Source organism: Fulvimonas sp. R45 (genome assembly GCF_030504985.1).
GTDB lineage: Bacteria > Pseudomonadota > Gammaproteobacteria > Xanthomonadales > Rhodanobacteraceae > Rhodanobacter_A.
Genome location: NZ_JASERU010000012.1, coordinates 100,427 through 117,976, shown reverse-complemented (window position 1 = coordinate 117,976; position 17,550 = coordinate 100,427). Strand labels below are relative to the sequence as shown.

The 17,550-nt window shown below is 62.8% G+C and carries 18 protein-coding genes and 1 pseudogene; 12 read left to right on the top strand and 7 right to left on the bottom strand.

The window, feature by feature from the left end; translation table 11 throughout:
- Positions 1-119: 119 nt before the first annotated feature.
- Positions 120-275: pseudogene (locus QMK61_RS12140) on the top strand (HupB); the annotation flags it as partial.
- A gap of 198 nt (positions 276-473) precedes the next feature.
- Here QMK61_RS12140 and QMK61_RS12135 read toward each other — a convergent pair.
- Positions 474-665 carry a CsbD family protein gene (locus tag QMK61_RS12135; protein WP_302072475.1) on the bottom strand — a complete coding sequence of 64 codons (192 nt, stop codon included), beginning with the start codon at positions 663-665 and terminating at the stop codon, positions 474-476.
- Positions 666-1,001: 336 nt separating this feature from the next.
- Here QMK61_RS12135 and QMK61_RS12130 point away from each other — a divergent pair, with 336 nt between their 5' ends.
- Positions 1,002-2,195 carry a serine hydrolase gene (locus QMK61_RS12130; protein ID WP_302072474.1) on the top strand — a complete coding sequence of 398 codons (1,194 nt, stop codon included), beginning with the start codon at positions 1,002-1,004 and terminating at the stop codon, positions 2,193-2,195.
- 81 nt (positions 2,196-2,276) lie between these two features.
- Here QMK61_RS12130 and QMK61_RS12125 read toward each other — a convergent pair whose 3' ends face one another.
- Complete coding sequence (locus QMK61_RS12125) at positions 2,277-2,990, bottom strand: ABATE domain-containing protein (RefSeq protein WP_302072473.1); 714 nt, start codon at positions 2,988-2,990, stop codon at positions 2,277-2,279.
- Between QMK61_RS12125 and QMK61_RS12120 the strand changes: the two genes are divergently transcribed.
- From QMK61_RS12120 to QMK61_RS12110, 3 genes are all read left to right on the top strand, one after another.
- Positions 2,989-4,341 carry a glycoside hydrolase family 2 gene (locus QMK61_RS12120; RefSeq protein WP_302072472.1) on the top strand — a complete coding sequence of 451 codons (1,353 nt, stop codon included), beginning with the start codon at positions 2,989-2,991 and terminating at the stop codon, positions 4,339-4,341. The two genes, QMK61_RS12125 and QMK61_RS12120, sit on opposite strands and share 2 nt — an antisense overlap.
- Positions 4,342-4,688: 347 nt before the next feature.
- Positions 4,689-4,979, top strand: a complete 291-nt coding sequence (locus tag QMK61_RS12115) for a DUF1778 domain-containing protein (protein WP_302072471.1) — start codon at positions 4,689-4,691, stop codon at positions 4,977-4,979.
- Positions 4,976-5,467 carry a GNAT family N-acetyltransferase gene (locus tag QMK61_RS12110; protein WP_302072470.1) on the top strand — a complete coding sequence of 164 codons (492 nt, stop codon included), beginning with the start codon at positions 4,976-4,978 and terminating at the stop codon, positions 5,465-5,467. The genes QMK61_RS12115 and QMK61_RS12110 overlap by 4 nt, the downstream gene beginning before the upstream one ends.
- A gap of 144 nt (positions 5,468-5,611) precedes the next feature.
- Here the strand turns inward: QMK61_RS12110 and QMK61_RS12105 are convergent, their stop codons facing one another.
- The 3 genes from QMK61_RS12105 to QMK61_RS12095 all read right to left on the bottom strand — a co-directional run bounded on the left by QMK61_RS12105 (position 5,612) and on the right by QMK61_RS12095 (position 7,182).
- Positions 5,612-6,724, bottom strand: coding sequence for a DUF6624 domain-containing protein (locus tag QMK61_RS12105; RefSeq protein WP_302072469.1), 1,113 nt, complete (start codon positions 6,722-6,724; stop codon positions 5,612-5,614).
- Positions 6,725-6,747: 23 nt separating this feature from the next.
- On the bottom strand, positions 6,748-6,894 hold the full coding sequence (locus QMK61_RS12100; RefSeq protein ID WP_302072468.1) for a hypothetical protein: 147 nt from the start codon (positions 6,892-6,894) through the stop codon (positions 6,748-6,750).
- Between the two features lie 114 nt (positions 6,895-7,008).
- Positions 7,009-7,182: a hypothetical protein gene (locus tag QMK61_RS12095; RefSeq protein WP_302072467.1), complete on the bottom strand. Its 174-nt coding sequence runs from the start codon at positions 7,180-7,182 to the stop codon at positions 7,009-7,011.
- A 306-nt stretch (positions 7,183-7,488) separates the two neighbouring features.
- Here QMK61_RS12095 and QMK61_RS12090 point away from each other — a divergent pair, with 306 nt between their 5' ends.
- The 5 genes from QMK61_RS12090 (at position 7,489) to QMK61_RS12070 (ending at position 11,778) form a co-directional block, all read left to right on the top strand.
- Positions 7,489-8,118: a GntR family transcriptional regulator gene (locus tag QMK61_RS12090; protein WP_302072466.1), complete on the top strand. Its 630-nt coding sequence runs from the start codon at positions 7,489-7,491 to the stop codon at positions 8,116-8,118.
- A 144-nt stretch (positions 8,119-8,262) separates the two neighbouring features.
- The gene (locus QMK61_RS12085) at positions 8,263-9,024 is read left to right on the top strand and encodes a glucose 1-dehydrogenase (RefSeq protein WP_302072465.1); all 762 of its coding nucleotides are present in this window, start codon (positions 8,263-8,265) and stop codon (positions 9,022-9,024) included.
- 147 nt (positions 9,025-9,171) lie between these two features.
- On the top strand, positions 9,172-9,312 hold the full coding sequence (locus QMK61_RS12080) for a benenodin family lasso peptide (RefSeq protein ID WP_302072464.1): 141 nt from the start codon (positions 9,172-9,174) through the stop codon (positions 9,310-9,312).
- The gene (locus QMK61_RS12075) at positions 9,305-10,030 is read left to right on the top strand and encodes a lasso peptide biosynthesis B2 protein (protein WP_302072463.1); all 726 of its coding nucleotides are present in this window, start codon (positions 9,305-9,307) and stop codon (positions 10,028-10,030) included. Before QMK61_RS12080 ends, QMK61_RS12075 begins: the two co-directional genes overlap by 8 nt.
- The gene (locus QMK61_RS12070) at positions 10,030-11,778 is read left to right on the top strand and encodes an asparagine synthase C-terminal domain-containing protein (protein ID WP_302072462.1); all 1,749 of its coding nucleotides are present in this window, start codon (positions 10,030-10,032) and stop codon (positions 11,776-11,778) included. Before QMK61_RS12075 ends, QMK61_RS12070 begins: the two co-directional genes overlap by 1 nt.
- Before the next feature lie 8 nt (positions 11,779-11,786).
- Here the strand turns inward: QMK61_RS12070 and QMK61_RS12065 are convergent, their stop codons facing one another.
- Together QMK61_RS12065 and QMK61_RS12060 are read right to left on the bottom strand one after the other, a co-directional pair.
- Positions 11,787-13,871 (bottom strand): Atxe2 family lasso peptide isopeptidase, encoded by a 2,085-nt coding sequence (locus tag QMK61_RS12065; RefSeq protein WP_302072461.1) that lies wholly within the window; start codon positions 13,869-13,871, stop codon positions 11,787-11,789.
- A gap of 54 nt (positions 13,872-13,925) precedes the next feature.
- The gene (locus QMK61_RS12060; protein WP_302072460.1) at positions 13,926-16,340 is read right to left on the bottom strand and encodes a TonB-dependent receptor; all 2,415 of its coding nucleotides are present in this window, start codon (positions 16,338-16,340) and stop codon (positions 13,926-13,928) included.
- A gap of 282 nt (positions 16,341-16,622) precedes the next feature.
- Here QMK61_RS12060 and QMK61_RS12055 point away from each other — a divergent pair, with 282 nt between their 5' ends.
- Entirely contained in the window at positions 16,623-16,943 is a 321-nt protein-coding gene (locus tag QMK61_RS12055; RefSeq protein ID WP_302072459.1) for a helix-turn-helix transcriptional regulator, read from the top strand.
- Positions 16,944-17,198: 255 nt separating this feature from the next.
- A complete protein-coding gene (locus QMK61_RS12050; RefSeq protein WP_302072458.1) occupies positions 17,199-17,483 on the top strand; it encodes a helix-turn-helix transcriptional regulator in 285 nt (94 codons plus the stop codon).
- Positions 17,484-17,550: the final 67 nt, after the last annotated feature.

Here is a 17,550-nt window from a genome sequence, read left to right as displayed (position 1 = left end):
TCTCAACGACAACCTGCCAGATGGTCCTTCTCCGCTTGCTTGACGATAGCGTCAAGCATACGGGCTGGGCTGAGAAAAGACGTTGAAAGGCATGGCTCTCAGACCACCGGAGCACGACCATGTCCAAGGGCGACAAGTCCTCCTACACCGACAAGCAGAAGCGCCAGGCGCAGCACATCGAGCAGAGCGAGAAGAAGGAAGGCAAGTCCGGGAAGACCGCCGAACGCATCGCCTGGGCCACGGTGAACAAGCAGGACCACGGCGGCAAGAAATCCTGACGACTGGCGCGCGCCGCCTGGCGTGCGCTGCAACCGCCTTGCGCGGTGGATGTTGCGGAGAAAACTCCCTCCACTGCGTGCAGGGGAGGGTTGGGGAGCACCAACCTCTCCCTGCAAGCAGGGGGAGGAGCCGATCCGGCGACAGTGCGTACACCGGAATTTCGCCGGCCTCGGTCATGCGAACGCCGGCGACGGCTAGGACGAGTGCCTTCCTGCCGCACTGCGGTTCTGGTCGGCGGCCTTGCCCACGGCATGCTGCAGCTTGCCGGCATGCTTTTCCACGTTGCCTTCGACCTGCTTGCCGACATTTCCGGTGACCTTGCCGGCCACTTCCCTGGCCGTCCCCTTCACCTCGTGTTTCATGCCTTCGGTACGGTTCTTGTCCACGTGCCCTCCGACGGGTTCGACTGCACATCGCAGACGCATCCATCCTGTCGCGGTGCCGGTCGGAGACGCGTGACGCGGACGTGCGCCACGCATCGACCTGTCGGCCAGGGTTGAACGACGCTTCCGGAAAAAACGGCCGTCGCTCTATCCATTCCACCGGCACGCCCACGGGTATGCCCGCGCAGCGGACATTCGCTCAAGGCAGCGGGGCACCGCCCGCGTCCGCCCGGCGGCTTTGCCCCGCACCGCCGGGCGCAGCACAATGGATCCGACCGTACCGGACAAGGCGGGCCGCATCGGCGTGTCCGCCCGCGCCTTTCCCGAGTGGAGCGAACCATGACCCTGCGCTGGATCGTCTGCCTGCTGCTTCTGCTGAGCGCCGATGCGTGGGCCGGTGGCCCCGTCGCCACCGTGCGCGTCGCCTTCGACCGCCAGGGCATCACCGCCGTCCGCGTGCACGGCTACGCCGACCAGGCCACCGGACGCGAGGTCACCGCCGACGACCCGGTGCGCATCGCCTCGATCTCCAAGCTGGTCACCACGCTGGGCGTAATGCGGCTGGTCGAGGCGGGCAAGCTCGACCTGGACGCGGACGCGTCCACCCTGCTCGGCTGGCGACTGCGCAACCCGGCCTTCCCGCAGGTGCCGATCACCCTGCGCATGCTGCTGTCGCACCGCTCCAGCCTCACCGACGCCGCCGGCTACTGGCAGACGCCGCTGGGCGGCCGGCTGCGCGACATCCTCGAGGACCCGCGCGCGTGGGACACGAAGCACGCACCGGGCAGCTACTTCCGCTACGCCAACCTCAACTTCCCGCTGGTGGCGCAGATCATGGAGCGCGCCACCGGCGAGCGCTTCGACAAGCTGATGGCACGCCTGGTGCTGCGCCCGCTCGGCATCGACGCCTGCTTCAACTGGGCGCTGTGCAGCGACGCCACCGCCGCCCGCGCGGTGGTGCTGTACGACGCCGGCGGCACGCCGGTGAAGGACGACAACCACGGCCGCAAGCCCGCCTGCCCGGTGACGCCGGCCAGCGACGGCCGCTGCGACCTGTCGCGCTGGCGCGCCGGCGAAAACGGCGCGCTGTTCTCGCCGCAGGGCGGCCTGCGCATCTCCGCCCGGGGCTTGGCGCGCATCGGCCGGTTGCTGCTCGGCAACGGCAGCATCGACGGCAGGCGCCTGCTCGAGCCCCGCTCCATCCAGGCGATGGTCACCCCCGAGTGGCAATACCACCCCGGCGACGGCCTGACCTGGGAGGAAGACGGCGGCGACGTCGACCAGGGTTTCTTCTGCCGCTACGGCCTGGCGGTGCAGACGCTGGCCACGCCAGTGAAGGGCTGCCGCGACGACCCGTTCGGCGACGGCGTGCCGCGCGTGGGCCATTCCGGTTCCGCGTACGGGCTGCAGGCCGGGCTGTGGGTGGATCGCAAGCACGGCACCGGCGTGGTGTGGTTCGCCACCGGCATGCCGGACGAGCGCTTGGGCGGGAAGTCGGCATTCAGCGCGGTGGAAGAGGCGCTGGCACGCTGAACGCGCGGACCGGCGTCCGCAGATGACCGGCGGGCCCGGCAGGCATCGGGGCATGCGACTGGATGGCGCATCCGCCGCCGTTCATCGACCTCGGCGATAACGCTGCATCTTCTCGATGGTGCCGCAGGTCTCCATGGCGCACCAGCGCCGGCGCTGGTTCTTGCTGGTATCGAGGAACAGCCAGCCGCAGGAGGTGGTATTGGCGCAGCGGCGAAGCCGCGAGGTGGCCGGATCGCCGAGCAGGTCCAGCGCGTCCAGCGCGATGCGCTTCAGCGGCAGCCACGCATCGCGGGCATCGGCGTGCCAGTGCAGGTGCCCGTCCGCGCCGAGCGACTGGCTCGCCCAGGCCAGGTGCAGCCAGCGGTCAAGACCGCGCACCGCATCCGCGGGCGGCGACAGGCCGTCGACGCGCGCCGCGAACAGCTCGTGCAGGTGATGCCGCAGGTCTTCCACCTCACGCATCAACGCCGTGCGCCTGTGCGCGGCGCGCGGCAGGCGGACGCCGTCGTCCGGATGCAGCGCGCCGGCGCGAATGCACCACTCCATATAGCGCTGCGGCTGCTGCAGGTAATCCTCGATTTCCTCCGCGTAGCGGTCGTGGATGGTGTTGACGAAATCCAGGCACAGGCGCCCGCCATCGAGCCGGATGGCGGCGATCGGCCGTGGCGGCAGATGGCGGTGTTCGGGCGACATGCGGTCCTGCTCCATCCGGCATGACTTGTGGGCTACCACCAAAATGATTTTGAGTGGTAGCCTGCTTGCCGATAGCGACCGCCATGATACCGAGGTCAGCATGACGTCCCCATCGACATCCGAGCCTGTGCCGCCGGTCGACGCGACGCAACGCAAGCTGATCGCCGGCATCGCCCTGGTGGCGCTGCTGACGTTGGTCCTCGTAATCTTCGACCTGGCCATGGGCGGCCGTCCCGACCCGCCTTCGCTGCGCGCCTCCGCCACCCTGCTCGACGGCCCCTGGCGGTTCCACACCGGCGACGACCCGCGCTGGGCGGCCCCCGGCATGGACGACGGCGGCTGGGAAACGGTCGACCTGACCGCCCCGCCGGGCAGCCACGACGGCGACGTGGGCCTGCCCGACTACGTGGGCGGCTGGATGGCGCACGGCCACCCCGGCTATCACGGCTACGCCTGGTACCGGCGCGCGGTGACGGTGCCGGCCACGCACGCGTCGTGGGACATCCTCGGCCCGACCCTGGTCGAGGACGGCTACGAGTTGTACTGGAACGGCCAGCTGCTGGGCGGCTCGGGCAGGCTCGGCCCCGACCCGCGCCTCGTCGGCACGCGGCCGCTGCGGTTCGCCCTTCCCGCCGACGCGGCAGGCACCCGTGGCGTGCTCGCCGTGCGCACCTACATGCTCCCCATCTCCGGGGTCAGCCCGGACGGCGGCGGCATGCACACGGCCCCCATCCTGGCGCCGCAACCGACCGCCGAGGCGCTGCACCGCGTGCAATGGCAGCGGACCATCGCCGGCTACATCGCCGACGCGGTCGAGCCGGCCGGCATGCTGGCACTCATCGGCCTGGCGCTCGGCTACCGGCATCGCAGCAACCGCAAGGGATTCCTCGCCTTCGCCTGCACCGCGCTTGCGCTTACCGCCGCCAGGCGCCTCAACAATGCGATCGTCGCCTGGACCGACCTGCAGAGCCTGGCGACCTATGTATGGCTGGCGTCGGTGATGTGGGTGCCGACGATGGCCGCCTGGGTACTGGCCTGGAACCGCTGGTGCCAGCGTCCATGGCAGAGCATCGACGTGCTGGCCGTCGTGCTGGCGGTCGTCGGCATCATCGGCAGCCAGCTCCCTTCGGCGAGTTGGACGAGCGCCAGCCGGCTCGGCTTCATCGCACTGCTTGTCGTGATCGCCGCACGCGTCGCCCGCGACGGTCCTGCGCGGATCCTGGCGCTCGTCACGCTGGCCACGGTCATGGCCACGCTGTTCGGCGGCGAACTGCTCGACCCGTTCGGCGTGCCGGGCATCTGGTTCCCGTTCGGCATCGGCGTGGCACGGACGCAATATCTGTACGTGGCCGTCATCCCGTTGCTGGGTTTCCTGATCGTGCGCAGCCTGAGCGCACGATGCCAAAGCTGGAAGACCGTGTCTGCGAGCTCAAGGGGCGACGCGCCAATGTGATTTGCCTGCGGCATGAGCTTGCCAGGCTTGAGTTGCGAAGCCTTTCCGCCTCGCGTTTATGGACGCACCGCGCCCCTCTGCACCGTAAGTGGCCATTGACGACTGCCATGCCGACGCCCGAGCCTCAGCGATGTAATGACGACGTCGTTACATCATGGTAGACCTTAGAGCCTGTTCAAAATCTCCCCGTGGCCCGCGCCGGGAGCTGTTTGCGCGCAGGCCAAGGAAGAGCGAGGGAGTGGACGTCCGTCCACGACGGAGCGATGACGCCGGCCTGTGGGCAAACAGACCCGGCCTGAAGGGGAGATCTTGAACAGGCTCTGAGGCCAAGATCAGGAGTCTGCGCCATGCCAGCCACCACCACCGACCACCCCAAGCGGGAAACGCTCAACCTTCGGATCAAGCCCGAGGAACGGAGCTTGATCGATCGCGCCGCCAAGGCGCGCGGGAAGAACCGCACCTCGTTCGTGCTGGACGCTGCACGTGCGGCCGCTGAGGAAGCCCTGTTGGACCAAACCGTCATTACGGCCGACGCGAAAGCCTACGCCGCTTTTCTGGCCCGCCTGGACATGCCGCCGCAACCGAACGAACGCCTGCGCAAAACCATGCGGACCCCCGCCCCCTGGGACAAGGCATGACCCTTGCCGCGCCCGAACCACTCGGCCCACAGCACGATGTGGCGCCCTTTCCCTCGGGCGTGGAGACCCTGGACACCTGGCTCAAGCGGCGCACCCTGAAAAATCAAGGCAGCGGAGCATCCCGCACGTTCGTCGTCTGCGAAGGTTCCCGCGTCGTGGCCTACTACGCGCTGGCATCCAGTGCCGTGGCGGTCGATGCCGCGCCGGGCCGATTCCGGCGCAATATGCCGGATCCCATTCCGGTGGTGGTACTCGGCCGCCTCGCGGTGGATCAATCGCAGCAAGGGAAGGGCCTCGGCCGTGCCCTGGTGCAGGATGCCGGCCGCCGCGTTCTCCAGGCGGCCGATGCGATTGGCGTGCGCGGCCTGCTGGTGCATGCGCTCTCGGCCGACGCCAAGGCGTTCTACGAACGGCTCGGCTTCGATCCGTCGCCGCTTGACCCCTTGATCCTGATGATCATGCTGGCGGACCTCCAAGCGGCCCTGTGAAGGTCAGGCGAGGCGATCACCGCCGCCGCGGATGCCGAGGCACATTGCCAAAATGGGCGGTTCCCGGCCGGGAGCCGCCCCATGATTCAGCTCGCCACGTGATATTGACCGGGGCACGACTGCGCTCCCGGAAGTCACTGCTTCCTAGCCCCCCATCGCGGCGCTGAGTTCCGCCTGCTTTACCTTCAAGGGCAGCATGTACATCGCACGTCTGCGACTTTCCACATTCGCCGGGTCCTCGATGGGGTACGGCACCATCTTGTGATCGACGACATGGAACTGCGATCCGTATATCTGGTTTTTGCCGTCAAGCATCAAGATGCGGTCCACGAACTTGGCATATTCCGAGCGCGGCAGGTCGCCTCGCAACATGGCCAGCCGCACCTGTGATACCGAAGCTTTCATGAACCCCTTGTCCGCCGAGTGCTGAATCAGCAAAAAGGCGTTTTCGACGCCATCGCGGCCCACTTCCCTGCCACTCGGGAAACCGCCGCTCTCGATGATTGCCTTGATGGCGGCGGTATGGTCCTTGTCATCGGCCAGCATCTTTTGGACTTCCTTGCCGGCCGTCTGACCCACCACAACGGGTCCTGCCTTGTACACGGCGTTCCGATCCGCCTGATCCTGGGTGGCCATGGCCGCGAGCCGTGCCCGCAGCCGGGGGTTCGTAGGATCAACTCTGGGCTGGTAAAGCCGAGATGTGCCCGCCGCACGCGGGCTTTGCACACCGACCGCCGCCAGATCGTTGAGCGTTTGCAGCTCCATCTCCACCGGCCCGAGTCCGATGCTGTCACGCATATTGTCCGCGGCCTGGGCGCTTATCTGTGGCGGCAATGCATACTGCCCGCTTTGCGACACGAATATCGTCCCAAATTGCTGCGGCCGACCGTGCGATTGCTCGATGCGATCGTTCAGTTCCGCAAACCCGAGCGCACTGACGTCGATGCCGACGCGCTGCATCAACATCCCCAGCGCCGCTTCTTGGAAAGCACTGTCCGCCTGCTCGGCCAACAGCAATCGGGCAGCCTCCTTCATTCCATCAGGCCCAACCAGCTTCTCGGTCGGCCAGCCGGACTGCAAGACCAGGCCCTTGAACGTTGACAAGTCCGATGACGAAGGTGTCGCCTTCGTCCGCGACGATGCCAGCAGCTCATTGAGGCGCCCCTGCGCCGGAGTCGCGGCGTGCAGCGCTACCGTGGCGCCCATCGCAAAGAGACTCATTGAGCCGAAAGCAAAGATGCGTTTCCACGAATACATGTCAGCCCCCAATACAAAAGTATCTAAGACTTACCCGGCGAGCGCGGCACGTGGTTGCTTGCCAACAGCTCGTCGGCCACGGCGATACTGTCTCTTTCCATTGCAGCTTTCATGACGAGATAGTCTGACTTGCCAGTGATGTTTGCATCCGTCACGTCGTCCTCGCTCACGTGCGAATTTGGATGACCATCCGTTCCAGCCAGGAAATCGCACATCGCTCGCAAAAGATCCGACTTGACCAATTGGCACTGTGCCTCGATGCTCCAGCGGGTCAAAGTACTCGATCAACCGCGACGTCGCTTCGACCCACGGCGCGCCCGTTGGTACTCGTCCACGGTACTGAAGTAGCGGAGCCAGCCAGAGCCCATCCGCTGCATGTCGCGCAGCAGGTAGGCCGCCCGACGTAGCTGCTGTTCGCCTTCGTAATAGTTGCGCTGCGCCAGCATCAGTGCGCCCATTCTCGTAACACCTCCCGCACCACGATGATCAGGGGCGTCAGCGTCAAACCCGCGGAAAGTGGCCGAGCAGATAGCGCAACACCCCTCCGCTTGTGTGATGGACCTCGCAAAACGAAAAAGAAGTGCGCCTGCCCGGCTCTTGGCGCATCGCGTCGCGACATGTTTTCACTTGCTTGATTCGCCTGAAATATTTCCCTCGCTTCCGTACTCCGCACACGCTCCGATAGACGAAAGTCGAATCCTGCGGATGACGCCTGATCCCTACCCTCCGGCGTGGGAGGTGTCATCCAAAGACAGGGGGTAATCATGGATGCGACCCATTCCAAGAGTGTGTACGCGTACGAGCAGATCAGGCTCGCGTTGCGATCGGGAACCTACACACCGGGCCAACGGCTTGATCCCACCACGCTTGCGAAAAAGTTCCACATCAGCTCCACGCCCGTTCGCTTCGCCCTGTACCGCCTGGTCGGCGAAGCCTTGATCGTCGACCATGCCCGCGACGGACTGTATGTTCCGCTGCTCACCGAGGTCGACATGCGCGACCTCTATGACTGGATGGAAAGCCTGCTGATGATGGCGTGCGACAAAGGCCCGGCGCCGACAGCCCGCAAGACGGAATCGCTGCAGCCGGGGTCCACCGACGCCGACCTGATCGGACTGGCATGGCAGTTGTTCGACTCGATCGCCAGCGTGACGGCCCGGACATCCCTGCATCGCGCCGTGAGACTGGCCAACGATCGACTGGCGCCGATACGCTGGGCCACACAGGAATTGGTCGAGGACGGCCTCGAAGAACTCTCGACGCTGAACCGGCACTGGCAGGCGCACGACATGCCGGCCCTGAAAGCCGCGCTGCACGACTACCACGAACGCCGGAAGCGACTCGTTCCATGCATCGTGGCGCTGCTCAACGAACGCAGCGATTACCGGCACTAGGGCCGACAACTCTGCTGGATCTTGCCGAGCCCCATGCCCGGTAAGCCTGGGTTACACACGCCTGGCCGCGTGAGACGAGGCGGCGTCGCACCAGCGACCCGGCTCGACCAGATAGCCATTCCACCATCCCATGGAGACAGGCCCATGAGTTCCACTTCGCAGGCCCCGTTGATCCTGGTCACGGGCGGAAGCCGCGGCGTGGGTGCCGCAACGGCACGGCTGGCCGCCGCACAAGGCTACGACGTGGCGATCAGCTTCGTCTCCGACGAGCCGGCCGCCCTCGCGGTGGCGTCTGACGTGGAAGCCGCCGGACGCCGTGCCCTACCCGTGCGCGCGGACAGCGCGGATCCGCAGCAGGTCACCCGGCTGTTCGCCGAAATCGACCGCGCATTCGGCCGGATCGACGTACTGGTGAACAACGCCGCGATCATCGCGCGGCAGTCCCGGCTCGAAGACCTGGAGTTCGAGCGGATACAGCGCATCTTCGCGGTCAATGCGATCGGCCCCATCCTCTGCGCGCAACAGGCGGCGAAACGGATGTCTCACCGCCATGGCGGGCATGGCGGCTCGGTGATCAACATCTCCTCGACTTCGGCCCGGCTCGGCAGCCCCAACGAATACGTGGACTACGCCGCCTCAAAAGGCGCCCTCGAAACCTTCACCACCGGCTTCGCCAAGGAAGTCGCGCGGGAAGGCATTCGCGTCAACTGCGTACGCCCCGGGCACATCTACACCGACATGCACGCCAGCGGCGGCGAACCGGGACGGGTGGACCGCATCAGGGACTCGATCCCGATGGGACGAGGCGGCCAGCCGGAAGAAGTGGCGAGAGCGATCCTGTGGCTGGCCAGCGCCGAGGCCTCCTTCATCACCGGCACGTTCCTCGATGTCACCGGCGGCAAGTGAGACATGGAATACGCCTGGCGTGACGCACATCACGCTTCAAGTTTAATCACCGGATGACAAAGCAATAATCATTTGAAGATCAAATTTTCCGGCGCCTACGGTGACCACGTCATGGGACATGCCATGACGTAGACGTAGGAGATCGAGATGAACACGAACGAGAACATCCGCAACGATGCGTCGGAAGACGTCATCGAGCTTGGCGTTGCCAGTATTGAAACCAAAGGCTCCGGCGAAGGCAACGAACCCTTCGGCGGCGAACCGCTTGGCGGCATCTCCGATGCATAACCAACAAGGCGCGCCGAAAGGCGCGCCTCTTCTCCGGAGTGGTGCAAAACTCAGACTGCACGGTGACCTATCCTATTGCAGAGTCGATGACTATCTGGTCTTCCTTGATATCCAGAACGATCGCTACTTTCGTCTTACTGGTTATCTAGAGTCTGCGCTGGTCACTTATCTGAATGATGGTGATGCCCAAGACAGTAGCATTCGTAAATTGATCGAACGAAAAATACTGATCAACGAACCAATCGATGCCGATTGCATAGCACTCTCGTCCACAGAAATTCCCACGTGTAGTGCGATGGAAGGGGGCGTTCACGCCAAGCGGGTAAACGTCGGCGAGCTATTGGACACCTTCATAATCGTCTGCTCAATACATCGACAACTGAAAACCCATAGCCTGAAGCGAATCCTCCGGAATCTTGCATCCCTTCGAGAAAGACGGACATCCCAATCTTCGATGTCTCGTCCAAGCGAAGCCCGTGTCTTGGAAGTAGCCGCTGCTTTTCGCAGCGCACGCTTGTACGTCCCCGTAGACACATGTTGCCTCCTCGATTCCATTGCGATGGTCAAGTTCCTGGCCAAGCGTGAGCTGCACGCTGAACTTGTCTTCGGCGTGACGGGAACCCCGTTCTCCGCACACAGCTGGGTGCAGCACGGCACCACGGTTTTGAACGATGTCTTGGGACACACGTCAACCTTCACACCCATACGGGTGATCTGATGGACAACGATTACATCGCTATCCTGAAGCCAGCTGAAGAGCACAGCAGCGCGAAATTTACCAGACTGGCTGACACACTCCATGCAACGGGCATGTGCGTCCGCTATACGTCCGGTCCCCTGATACTGTTCGGCACAGAGGGCATATCGACACTGTCACTGCCAAACGGCGGGATACTCATCGGCCACCTGTTTACACAGGACGGGGTCGTTGTCCGTGACAGCGTAGGATTTCCAAGGCTTTCAGATCCAACACAGATCCTAAAGCACATACTGGAAACCTATTGGGGCGCTTACCTCATTATCCAGCCCGATACACGGCACCCCGGCGCGTTCACGATGACGCGTGCCCCATCAGCTGCCGGTAACCTTCCATGCATCTGGTCTATAAAGGATGGAACTGGCTTCCTAACGTCAGACGTTTCACTGGCGATCCGAGTCCTTCTCTACCGAAAGCAGATCAACTGGGACTTCATCGCTCATCGCCTGAGGCACCCTGGTATCAAGACGGAGCGTACCGGGTTCACTGGACTTGTCGAACTGCTGCCAGGGTGCTCGTTGCGTACAAGTCGTTCCGAGACATCGGTCCAGCAAGCATGGTCTCCTTGGGATTTCGTCGCCCGTGAACACCGTTACCGTGACCCGCGCGATGCCGCCGCCCAGGTCCGCCACTCTGTCGAGAGCGCCGTCCGGGCATGGACGGGCATGGATCGTTCCATATTGCTGGAGCTATCCGGCGGACTCGACTCCTCCATCGTCGCAGCATGCCTACGGGACTGCCATGAGCACGTCATCTGCTGCAACCTGGTTACCCCGGTTCCCGGGGTGGACGAGCGCCAATACGCTCGCCAGATGGCCAGGCAACTCAGCACCGAACTCCACACAGAACACCTTGGTTTCGATAACGCACGTTTCGACTTCACACCACCTCCCAACTCCGTAGCCCCCACGACCGGGCTATTGCAGTACGCAGTGGATAAGGCCTTGGAGGCCGCCGCCGAATACCACGGCGCCACCGCTTACTACACGGGAGGAGGAGGTGACTCGGTGTTCTGCTATTTACGAACTGCAGCTCCCAGTACTGATGCATGGAGAGCACATCGATTCAGTACCGCCATCACCGCCGCAAGGGACTTGGCTAGCGTTCACCAGTGTACATTTTGGAAGGCGACCCGACTTACCCTCTCCAAATTGCGGCGACCGCTGCGATCCCCCTTCCACCCAGATCCCACATTCCTTACACCAAACCCGGCATATGCGGAGCAGGAAGCACATCCATGGTTCGCAGCTCCCATGGATGCATTACCGGGGGACCGGGAGCGAATATTCGATCTAGCTGGAAATCAGCTCTTCGAAAGCCAAGCAGCTCGCGGATACAGGCGGTCCCTCCGGTTCCCACTGCTGTCACAACCTGTCATCGAAGCCTGTCTCCGCGCACCGAGCTGGATGTGGATCGCCGGGGGTAGGAATCGTGCGGTCGCACGAACTGCTTTTTCCGACCTTTTGCCACCCGACGTACTAAACCGCCAAAGCAAAGCAACCTACATGAGCTACCTGGGCGCCGTGTATGAACGGAACAAGCATCAAATCGAAGACTTCCTGCTGTCAGGCCGACTCAGGTCACAAGGTTTCCTAGACACATGCGCCATCAGTACCTTCTTTTCAAAACCCCTGCTCCCGCGCGATAGAACATTCTTGAGAATGTTCGACCTGTGCATGGTCGAGAACTGGGTCCGCCATCAACCCTAGGGTGCATCCTATTGCACAATGTACTCCTGCCGCAGACTCGACCGCATGGAGCGCCAGTGGATGTATTGCGGTGCCTTTGACGGATCCGGATCTTCATACCCCTGCAACCAGAATCGAAACCAGTCCAGATTGCGCGTGTACACGGCAAACTTGTGTCGGGGCTGGAACTTGATGTGTGGCTCGTTAGGGAAAACATAGACATCCGCACGATGACTCAGCATCATCGGAATAGCGTAGCCGAGTGCGAAGATGTACTCCTGCTCAGGAAATTGCATCAACATCGGGGCGCGAATCTTGTCCAGATTCAAGATTGGCGAAATCTTCTGCCACTGCCGCGGCGTTTCGTCCGGGGCACCCAGTTGCCAGTTTGATCGCAGTACCGACAAGAATGATTTGCCGATATTGCTGCCCAACAAGTAATACATCGATGATATGTTAGGTGACGCCACCGATGCCGCTGCAATCACGTCGGAATGGGTGAGCGTCCACATCGTCACGTCGCTGCCGAAGCTAAGCCCACCCATTCCAACCTTGGATTTGTCGATCCGGCCTTGCGATGCAAGCAGACGCACCGCACTTTCCACAGCCGACTGCCCCATGCTGTAGCCTTTAACGGCATTGAGTGGAAACGAAGGCGCGTTAATGCAAAGTGTGGAAATGCCCTGCTCCGCCATCGCGGCCAAAGGCCACTCGTCGCCAGCCCCTCCCCGTACGAAACCCATACACCAGTAGTAGGTGACGAACAACGGCGGTGGTGTGTCACCACTCCGGCGCGCCGAGTAGAGCTGACCGGTGAACGTCCTCCCTTTCGCATCCGTCCAGCGCAACAGCTGTGTTGGAATCTTGGAAAGGTCTTGCGCCAGAGCTTTGTTGGGGTCGAACAGCACCTGTCGCGCCCCGGTCTGCAAGTCGACCCTTTCCAACCGCGGCGGTCGATTGGCACTGGCCGTCACGCACGCCAGCGCCTTGGATGACACACCACAGGTCCCGGGCTCCCAGCGTTCTTCCCCACCGAACATACCACTGGACATGGCGACCAGATGCACTACGCCTGTGTCTACATTCCAGCGGTAGATGGACTGGGCGAACCCATGATCGTAGGGCGTCACGGTGAAGATCACTTCGTCGGTTCCTGGACGCCACTGCACGCCACTGATTCTCTTGCCGGTGCACGCCTCCGCCTCGCATTTCACCAACTGGTGTGAGCCACGGGCCGGCAGCATAGCCAGCCCGATCCGTGGATGGTCCGTCCTTGCTCCCGTGCGCGTCAGCAGCGCGATACGACCACTTTTGCGATCGCGCGTCAGTTTCCAGACGTGAGGCACCTGTTTGACAAGATCCGACGCTGTCAGCGCCTCAGGGGGTCTTTCGGACGGCGCGATATCCCGCACCGTACCGCTCGCCAGGTCGATCGCCTTCCAGCGATCAGGCACACTGGCAGTCAGGTCGACCCGGTAGAACCAGGAACCCAAACGCTGGGTGGTGGGGCGCCCTTCGTTATAACCTGACCGGAACAGGGGCTGCCCGAGTGGCGTGGATCGGTCGACGCGGATGCCATGATCGTAGTCGGCTTTCTCCGCCGCAGCCACGTCCTCGCGGGTCGGCCCGACGCTGTACTTCAGCACCTTGCCGTTATGACTCAGCGCAAAGTCCCGCACATCGGCGTCACCACCGGTCACGCGTTCGGCATCACCACCGTCGACTGAGGCGCGCCAGACATCGACACGACCATTCAGGCGGGCACGGTAGTAGATCCAGCGCCCCTCCGGAGACCAAACGGCCATGGCCGGCACGGGGACACCAACCGAGTCGCGCAATACAACACCGCCGTCGCCCACACGTTGAGGCAGCGACAATCCATCCATTCGCTGAACGTACCAGACGGTGTCGTATGTGTTGCGTTCAATCGATGCCCGAGACACCCGGAACGCAACACGCGTCCCATCCGGCGACACCACGGGGCTGCTGAAGTCTGCGATCTCCACCAGCTGCCGTGGCGATGCTGCGAACACTTGAGGGACTACAGCAAACACGCTCAGCAACAACCCTACACACAAGATGCGCCTGATGGTGGCGTAGAAAGAAAAAGACATTACGACCTCGCTCCTATATCCGATACAGCAATGCATGGCGCTCACTGCGCGACATCACCAGTGCTTGGATACGGAAAGACTCAGGAAACGGCCGACCGCCGAATAATTGGTCGAGTCATAAGGGGCATTGGTCAGCGAATTGACCGCATACAGCGGTGGCGCACGATCGAGCAGGTTCTGTGCCGTCAACTCCAGCACCAGATTCGACCATGCGTCATCGCGCGCACCGGTGTCATAGCGCAACGTGGCGTCGAAAGTGGTGAACGAGGCGCCCTTACTACCATCGGCGGTGTTGGTCACTCCGCTCTTGTAGTTGCCAAACAGCGAAGCAGTGAGACTGCCCTGCTGCCAGACTGCCCCTATCCGGCTGTTGATCTTGGCCGGGTAGAATAATGTGCCAGACAGACCGTAAGGGCTTTGAGCCGCAGTCACCGCCTGGGTACTGTCCAACCAACTGGCCGAGCCACGGATGGTCAACCGCCCTACTCCCAGATCGAACCGGTACGATCCCGATAGATCGGCCCCATGGATCCGTTGCCGGGATGCATTGACATACCGGTCGTCAATGATCGCCACGACCTTGCCAGCGTCGTACGGCATGCCAACGTAGTTGTAAAAGTTACTGGCGCCTGCGAGTGCCGCCGCCTGCACAGCCTCGGTTGGATCGTAATCGACAAAATCCGCATAGATGGGATTGCCGAACAAACCGTAAGGAGAGGCGATGGGCTGCAGGATGCGCTGGGTATAGTCAATGTCGAACCAGGTCAGCTCCGTATTGAGTTCAGGCAACGCTTCCGGATGGAATGCCAACGAGGCACTCCACGTTTGGGCCCGCTCCGGACCCAAATCAGGGTTGCTGCCCCCCAACAACAACACCGTGGCATCCGCGGGGTGGCCCGTACCAAACGTCGCGGCCGGATAATAGGTGATGGTCTGGTTGGAATAGCGCTGCAGTAGCGTAGGCGTCTTGAACGACTTGCCCCAAGACGTCTTCAGCGTCAAGCCGGCGCTGGGCGAATAGATCACCCCGAGCTTGGGTGTGGTTACCCTCCCGTAATCGCCGTCCTCGGTGCGAACTGCGCCTGTCAGATCAAGCCGCTCAACCCCACCGATGCCCTGCTCCTGCCCTACCAACGGTAGGTTCAACTCCGCATAAGCAAAGCGGCTTTTCTCGTCACCCTCGACATAGATCGTGTGACCCGATAGGTCCAAATAGTCGTTGTATCGATAGCCTGCACCCGTAGCCAACCTTGCCTCGCCGCCGGGCAGTGTGAACAACGGCCCTTCCGCACCGATCTCGTAGGTCAGGCTTTTGTTCCTGTACGCGGTGAGACCTTCGGCAGTGACCACCCCGCCTACCCTGTTCACCGTCGGCTGCGCAACCGAGTTCTTCTCTTTCCCTGCGGCCCCACTGAACGTCAGCGTCCAGTCGCCCGGTAGCCATACTTCAAGACTAGGCGACAGTAGGGTGGTCTTCGTCTTTACGTTGTAAGGGTAGTAAACGCTGGGGTACGCCATCGCTGTATGGCTGTTCCGGTCGCTCCCGAGCGCGTCCAGATGCAGTTCGACGGCATTCCCCAGCGACTGATGCAGGCTGAACACGCCGCTGCGCAGATCGTTGCCCTGCCACAACGTCGAAGGCCGGTACATCGACTGGGTATAGCCACGCTGATCCGAGTAGATCGGATCATTGGAGGTTTTCTCCCCTGCCACGATAAAGCCACCTGTAGCCCAGGTAGTGCCAGCGGTGGCGTTGTACTCGCGCGTGATTAACCCGCCGTCGGTGGCACCGCCATAGCGCGCACCCACGGTCACGCCGTCGAAGTCGCGCTTGAGGATCACGTTGGCTACGCCGCCTACTGCGTCAGAGCCATAGATGGCCGACGCGCCATCTGGGACGATCTCAAGTCGTTCTACCGCCTCAACCGGAATGGTGCTGATATCGACCGCTTGGGAGAAGCCGCCATAGGACATGCGACGGCCATTGAGCAGGGTCAGGGTCGCATCCGGCCCCAACCCGCGTAGATTTATGCCCGAGCCACCAGTGATGTTCTGATCGCTGAGCCCACCCGCCGCTGCGCCCGCCGCGACTCCCGGATTCTGCCCACCCGAGAAATTCTGTGGCACGCTGCGAATCACCTCGCCCAGGTCCGAAAAACCTTCCTGCTGGATCTGCTCGCTACCGATCGTGATGACCGGCGACGGCGTGCTGCCGCCGCGGATGCGCGTTCCCGTGACCTGCACGCTCGCCAGGTTCGTGGCATTGGACGGTGAGGCGGCTTCGGCTCCTTGCTTCGGATGTGCCTTGTCCGGGTGCGTCTTGCCCTTGCCCGATGCGTCGGTTACGGGCGCCCTGCCCTGCGTGGACGTGTCCTTCGTGGTCTCCTGGGCCACGGCCCGCTCGCCGGTGCCGGTGATGGCCACGAGCAAGGCGATGGACATGGCGTTGCGTAGCGTGTTCGTCTTCATGCTGCGTCCTTTGTCTCCCCTGGTCGGCGTCTTGCCAGTCGCTGCTCGAATACCGACTCGGATTGCCCATTCCATGGCTACCCGGGCTTTGCAGCCCGGCTTAGCCACCGCGGTTTCGCTCTCTTCCCCCGGCTGATCCGGGTGCGGTCTCGCCTGCACACCGATCGCCCAAAATGCCCCACAGCTACGATAAACGTAGCATCGTTAACACTACGTTTTACGTAGTATCGATGTCAAGCGCCTATCCGGATGCTTCTGCATATCGAAATTAGATATGCATGTATGACCGGAAAGCGGCCTGGCAACATCTACGGACGCCGGCTACGCGAGGCGCGGGAGAGCTATGGCTTTTCCCAGATCGACCTGGGGGTGGCGATCGGGCTCGAGGAGTCCAGCGCGAGCGCCCGCATCAGCCGTTACGAGAACGGTCTCAACCAGCCGAAGCTGGGCATGCAGCAGCTGTTCGCGGACCTCCTGGAACTGCCGCTCACCTACTTCTACATCGAGGACGATGAAGCGGCACGGTTGACCGCGGAATCCTTGCGCAGCGACAAGCCGGTGCAAAGACGAATCGAGGTCAGGAAAAGGAGGAAGCGGAAGTAGCTTCCGCGGACGACGGCCGCCATGCGCCGTCCCATTCGTGCTCCCTCTTCATCTGCAGACCGGCCGCTGCATGCACCGGCAGCGAGACGCCAGCCCCCCCCTTTCCAGCCTTCCGCCTCTTGAGCCCGTACCCGCCAGGTTCGGCGAAATTGCGGTGCCCGCTTTGCGCATGGAGATGACTACGTTTATCGTAGTATCAAAGGCGCGCATGTATCCGGAAGCTTCCGGTCATGGAAGTTCGGGACACATGCCAACGTGGCTGACAAGGGATCGCTTCCCGTCTATAGCCGTCGGCTGCGAGAGGCGCGCGAGGCCCTCGGCATCTCGCAACGTGCCCTGGGCATCGAGGCCGGCCTGGACGAGTTTGTCGCCAGCACGCGCGTCAACCGCTACGAAACAGGCGTGCACCAGCCCGACCTGAAGACGCTGCAACGCCTGGCGGCAATCCTCAAGCTGCCCGTGGCCTACTTCTATGCGGAAGATGACGAGCTCGCCCGGCTGATCAGGGACTTCAAGGGCCCGGGCCGCCGCAGGCGCTGACGGGACCAGGCCGGCCGCGCCCCGGCACGAATTCCAAAATACGGAGCCGCGCAGCCGGGATGTGGCT

Coding starts and splice junctions, on each gene's coding strand:
- QMK61_RS12130 (WP_302072474.1), top strand. CDS start 1,002: ATGACCCTGCGCTGGATCGTCTGCCTGCTGCTTCTGCTGAGCGCCGAT.
- QMK61_RS12120 (WP_302072472.1), top strand. CDS start 2,989: ATGACGTCCCCATCGACATCCGAGCCTGTGCCGCCGGTCGACGCGACG.
- QMK61_RS12125 (WP_302072473.1), bottom strand. CDS start 2,990: ATGCTGACCTCGGTATCATGGCGGTCGCTATCGGCAAGCAGGCTACCA.
- QMK61_RS12115 (WP_302072471.1), top strand. CDS start 4,689: ATGCCAGCCACCACCACCGACCACCCCAAGCGGGAAACGCTCAACCTT.
- QMK61_RS12110 (WP_302072470.1), top strand. CDS start 4,976: ATGACCCTTGCCGCGCCCGAACCACTCGGCCCACAGCACGATGTGGCG.
- QMK61_RS12105 (WP_302072469.1), bottom strand. CDS start 6,724: ATGTATTCGTGGAAACGCATCTTTGCTTTCGGCTCAATGAGTCTCTTT.
- QMK61_RS12095 (WP_302072467.1), bottom strand. CDS start 7,182: ATGGGCGCACTGATGCTGGCGCAGCGCAACTATTACGAAGGCGAACAG.
- QMK61_RS12090 (WP_302072466.1), top strand. CDS start 7,489: ATGGATGCGACCCATTCCAAGAGTGTGTACGCGTACGAGCAGATCAGG.
- QMK61_RS12085 (WP_302072465.1), top strand. CDS start 8,263: ATGAGTTCCACTTCGCAGGCCCCGTTGATCCTGGTCACGGGCGGAAGC.
- QMK61_RS12080 (WP_302072464.1), top strand. CDS start 9,172: ATGAACACGAACGAGAACATCCGCAACGATGCGTCGGAAGACGTCATC.
- QMK61_RS12075 (WP_302072463.1), top strand. CDS start 9,305: ATGCATAACCAACAAGGCGCGCCGAAAGGCGCGCCTCTTCTCCGGAGT.
- QMK61_RS12070 (WP_302072462.1), top strand. CDS start 10,030: ATGGACAACGATTACATCGCTATCCTGAAGCCAGCTGAAGAGCACAGC.
- QMK61_RS12065 (WP_302072461.1), bottom strand. CDS start 13,871: ATGTCTTTTTCTTTCTACGCCACCATCAGGCGCATCTTGTGTGTAGGG.
- QMK61_RS12060 (WP_302072460.1), bottom strand. CDS start 16,340: ATGAAGACGAACACGCTACGCAACGCCATGTCCATCGCCTTGCTCGTG.
- QMK61_RS12055 (WP_302072459.1), top strand. CDS start 16,623: ATGACCGGAAAGCGGCCTGGCAACATCTACGGACGCCGGCTACGCGAG.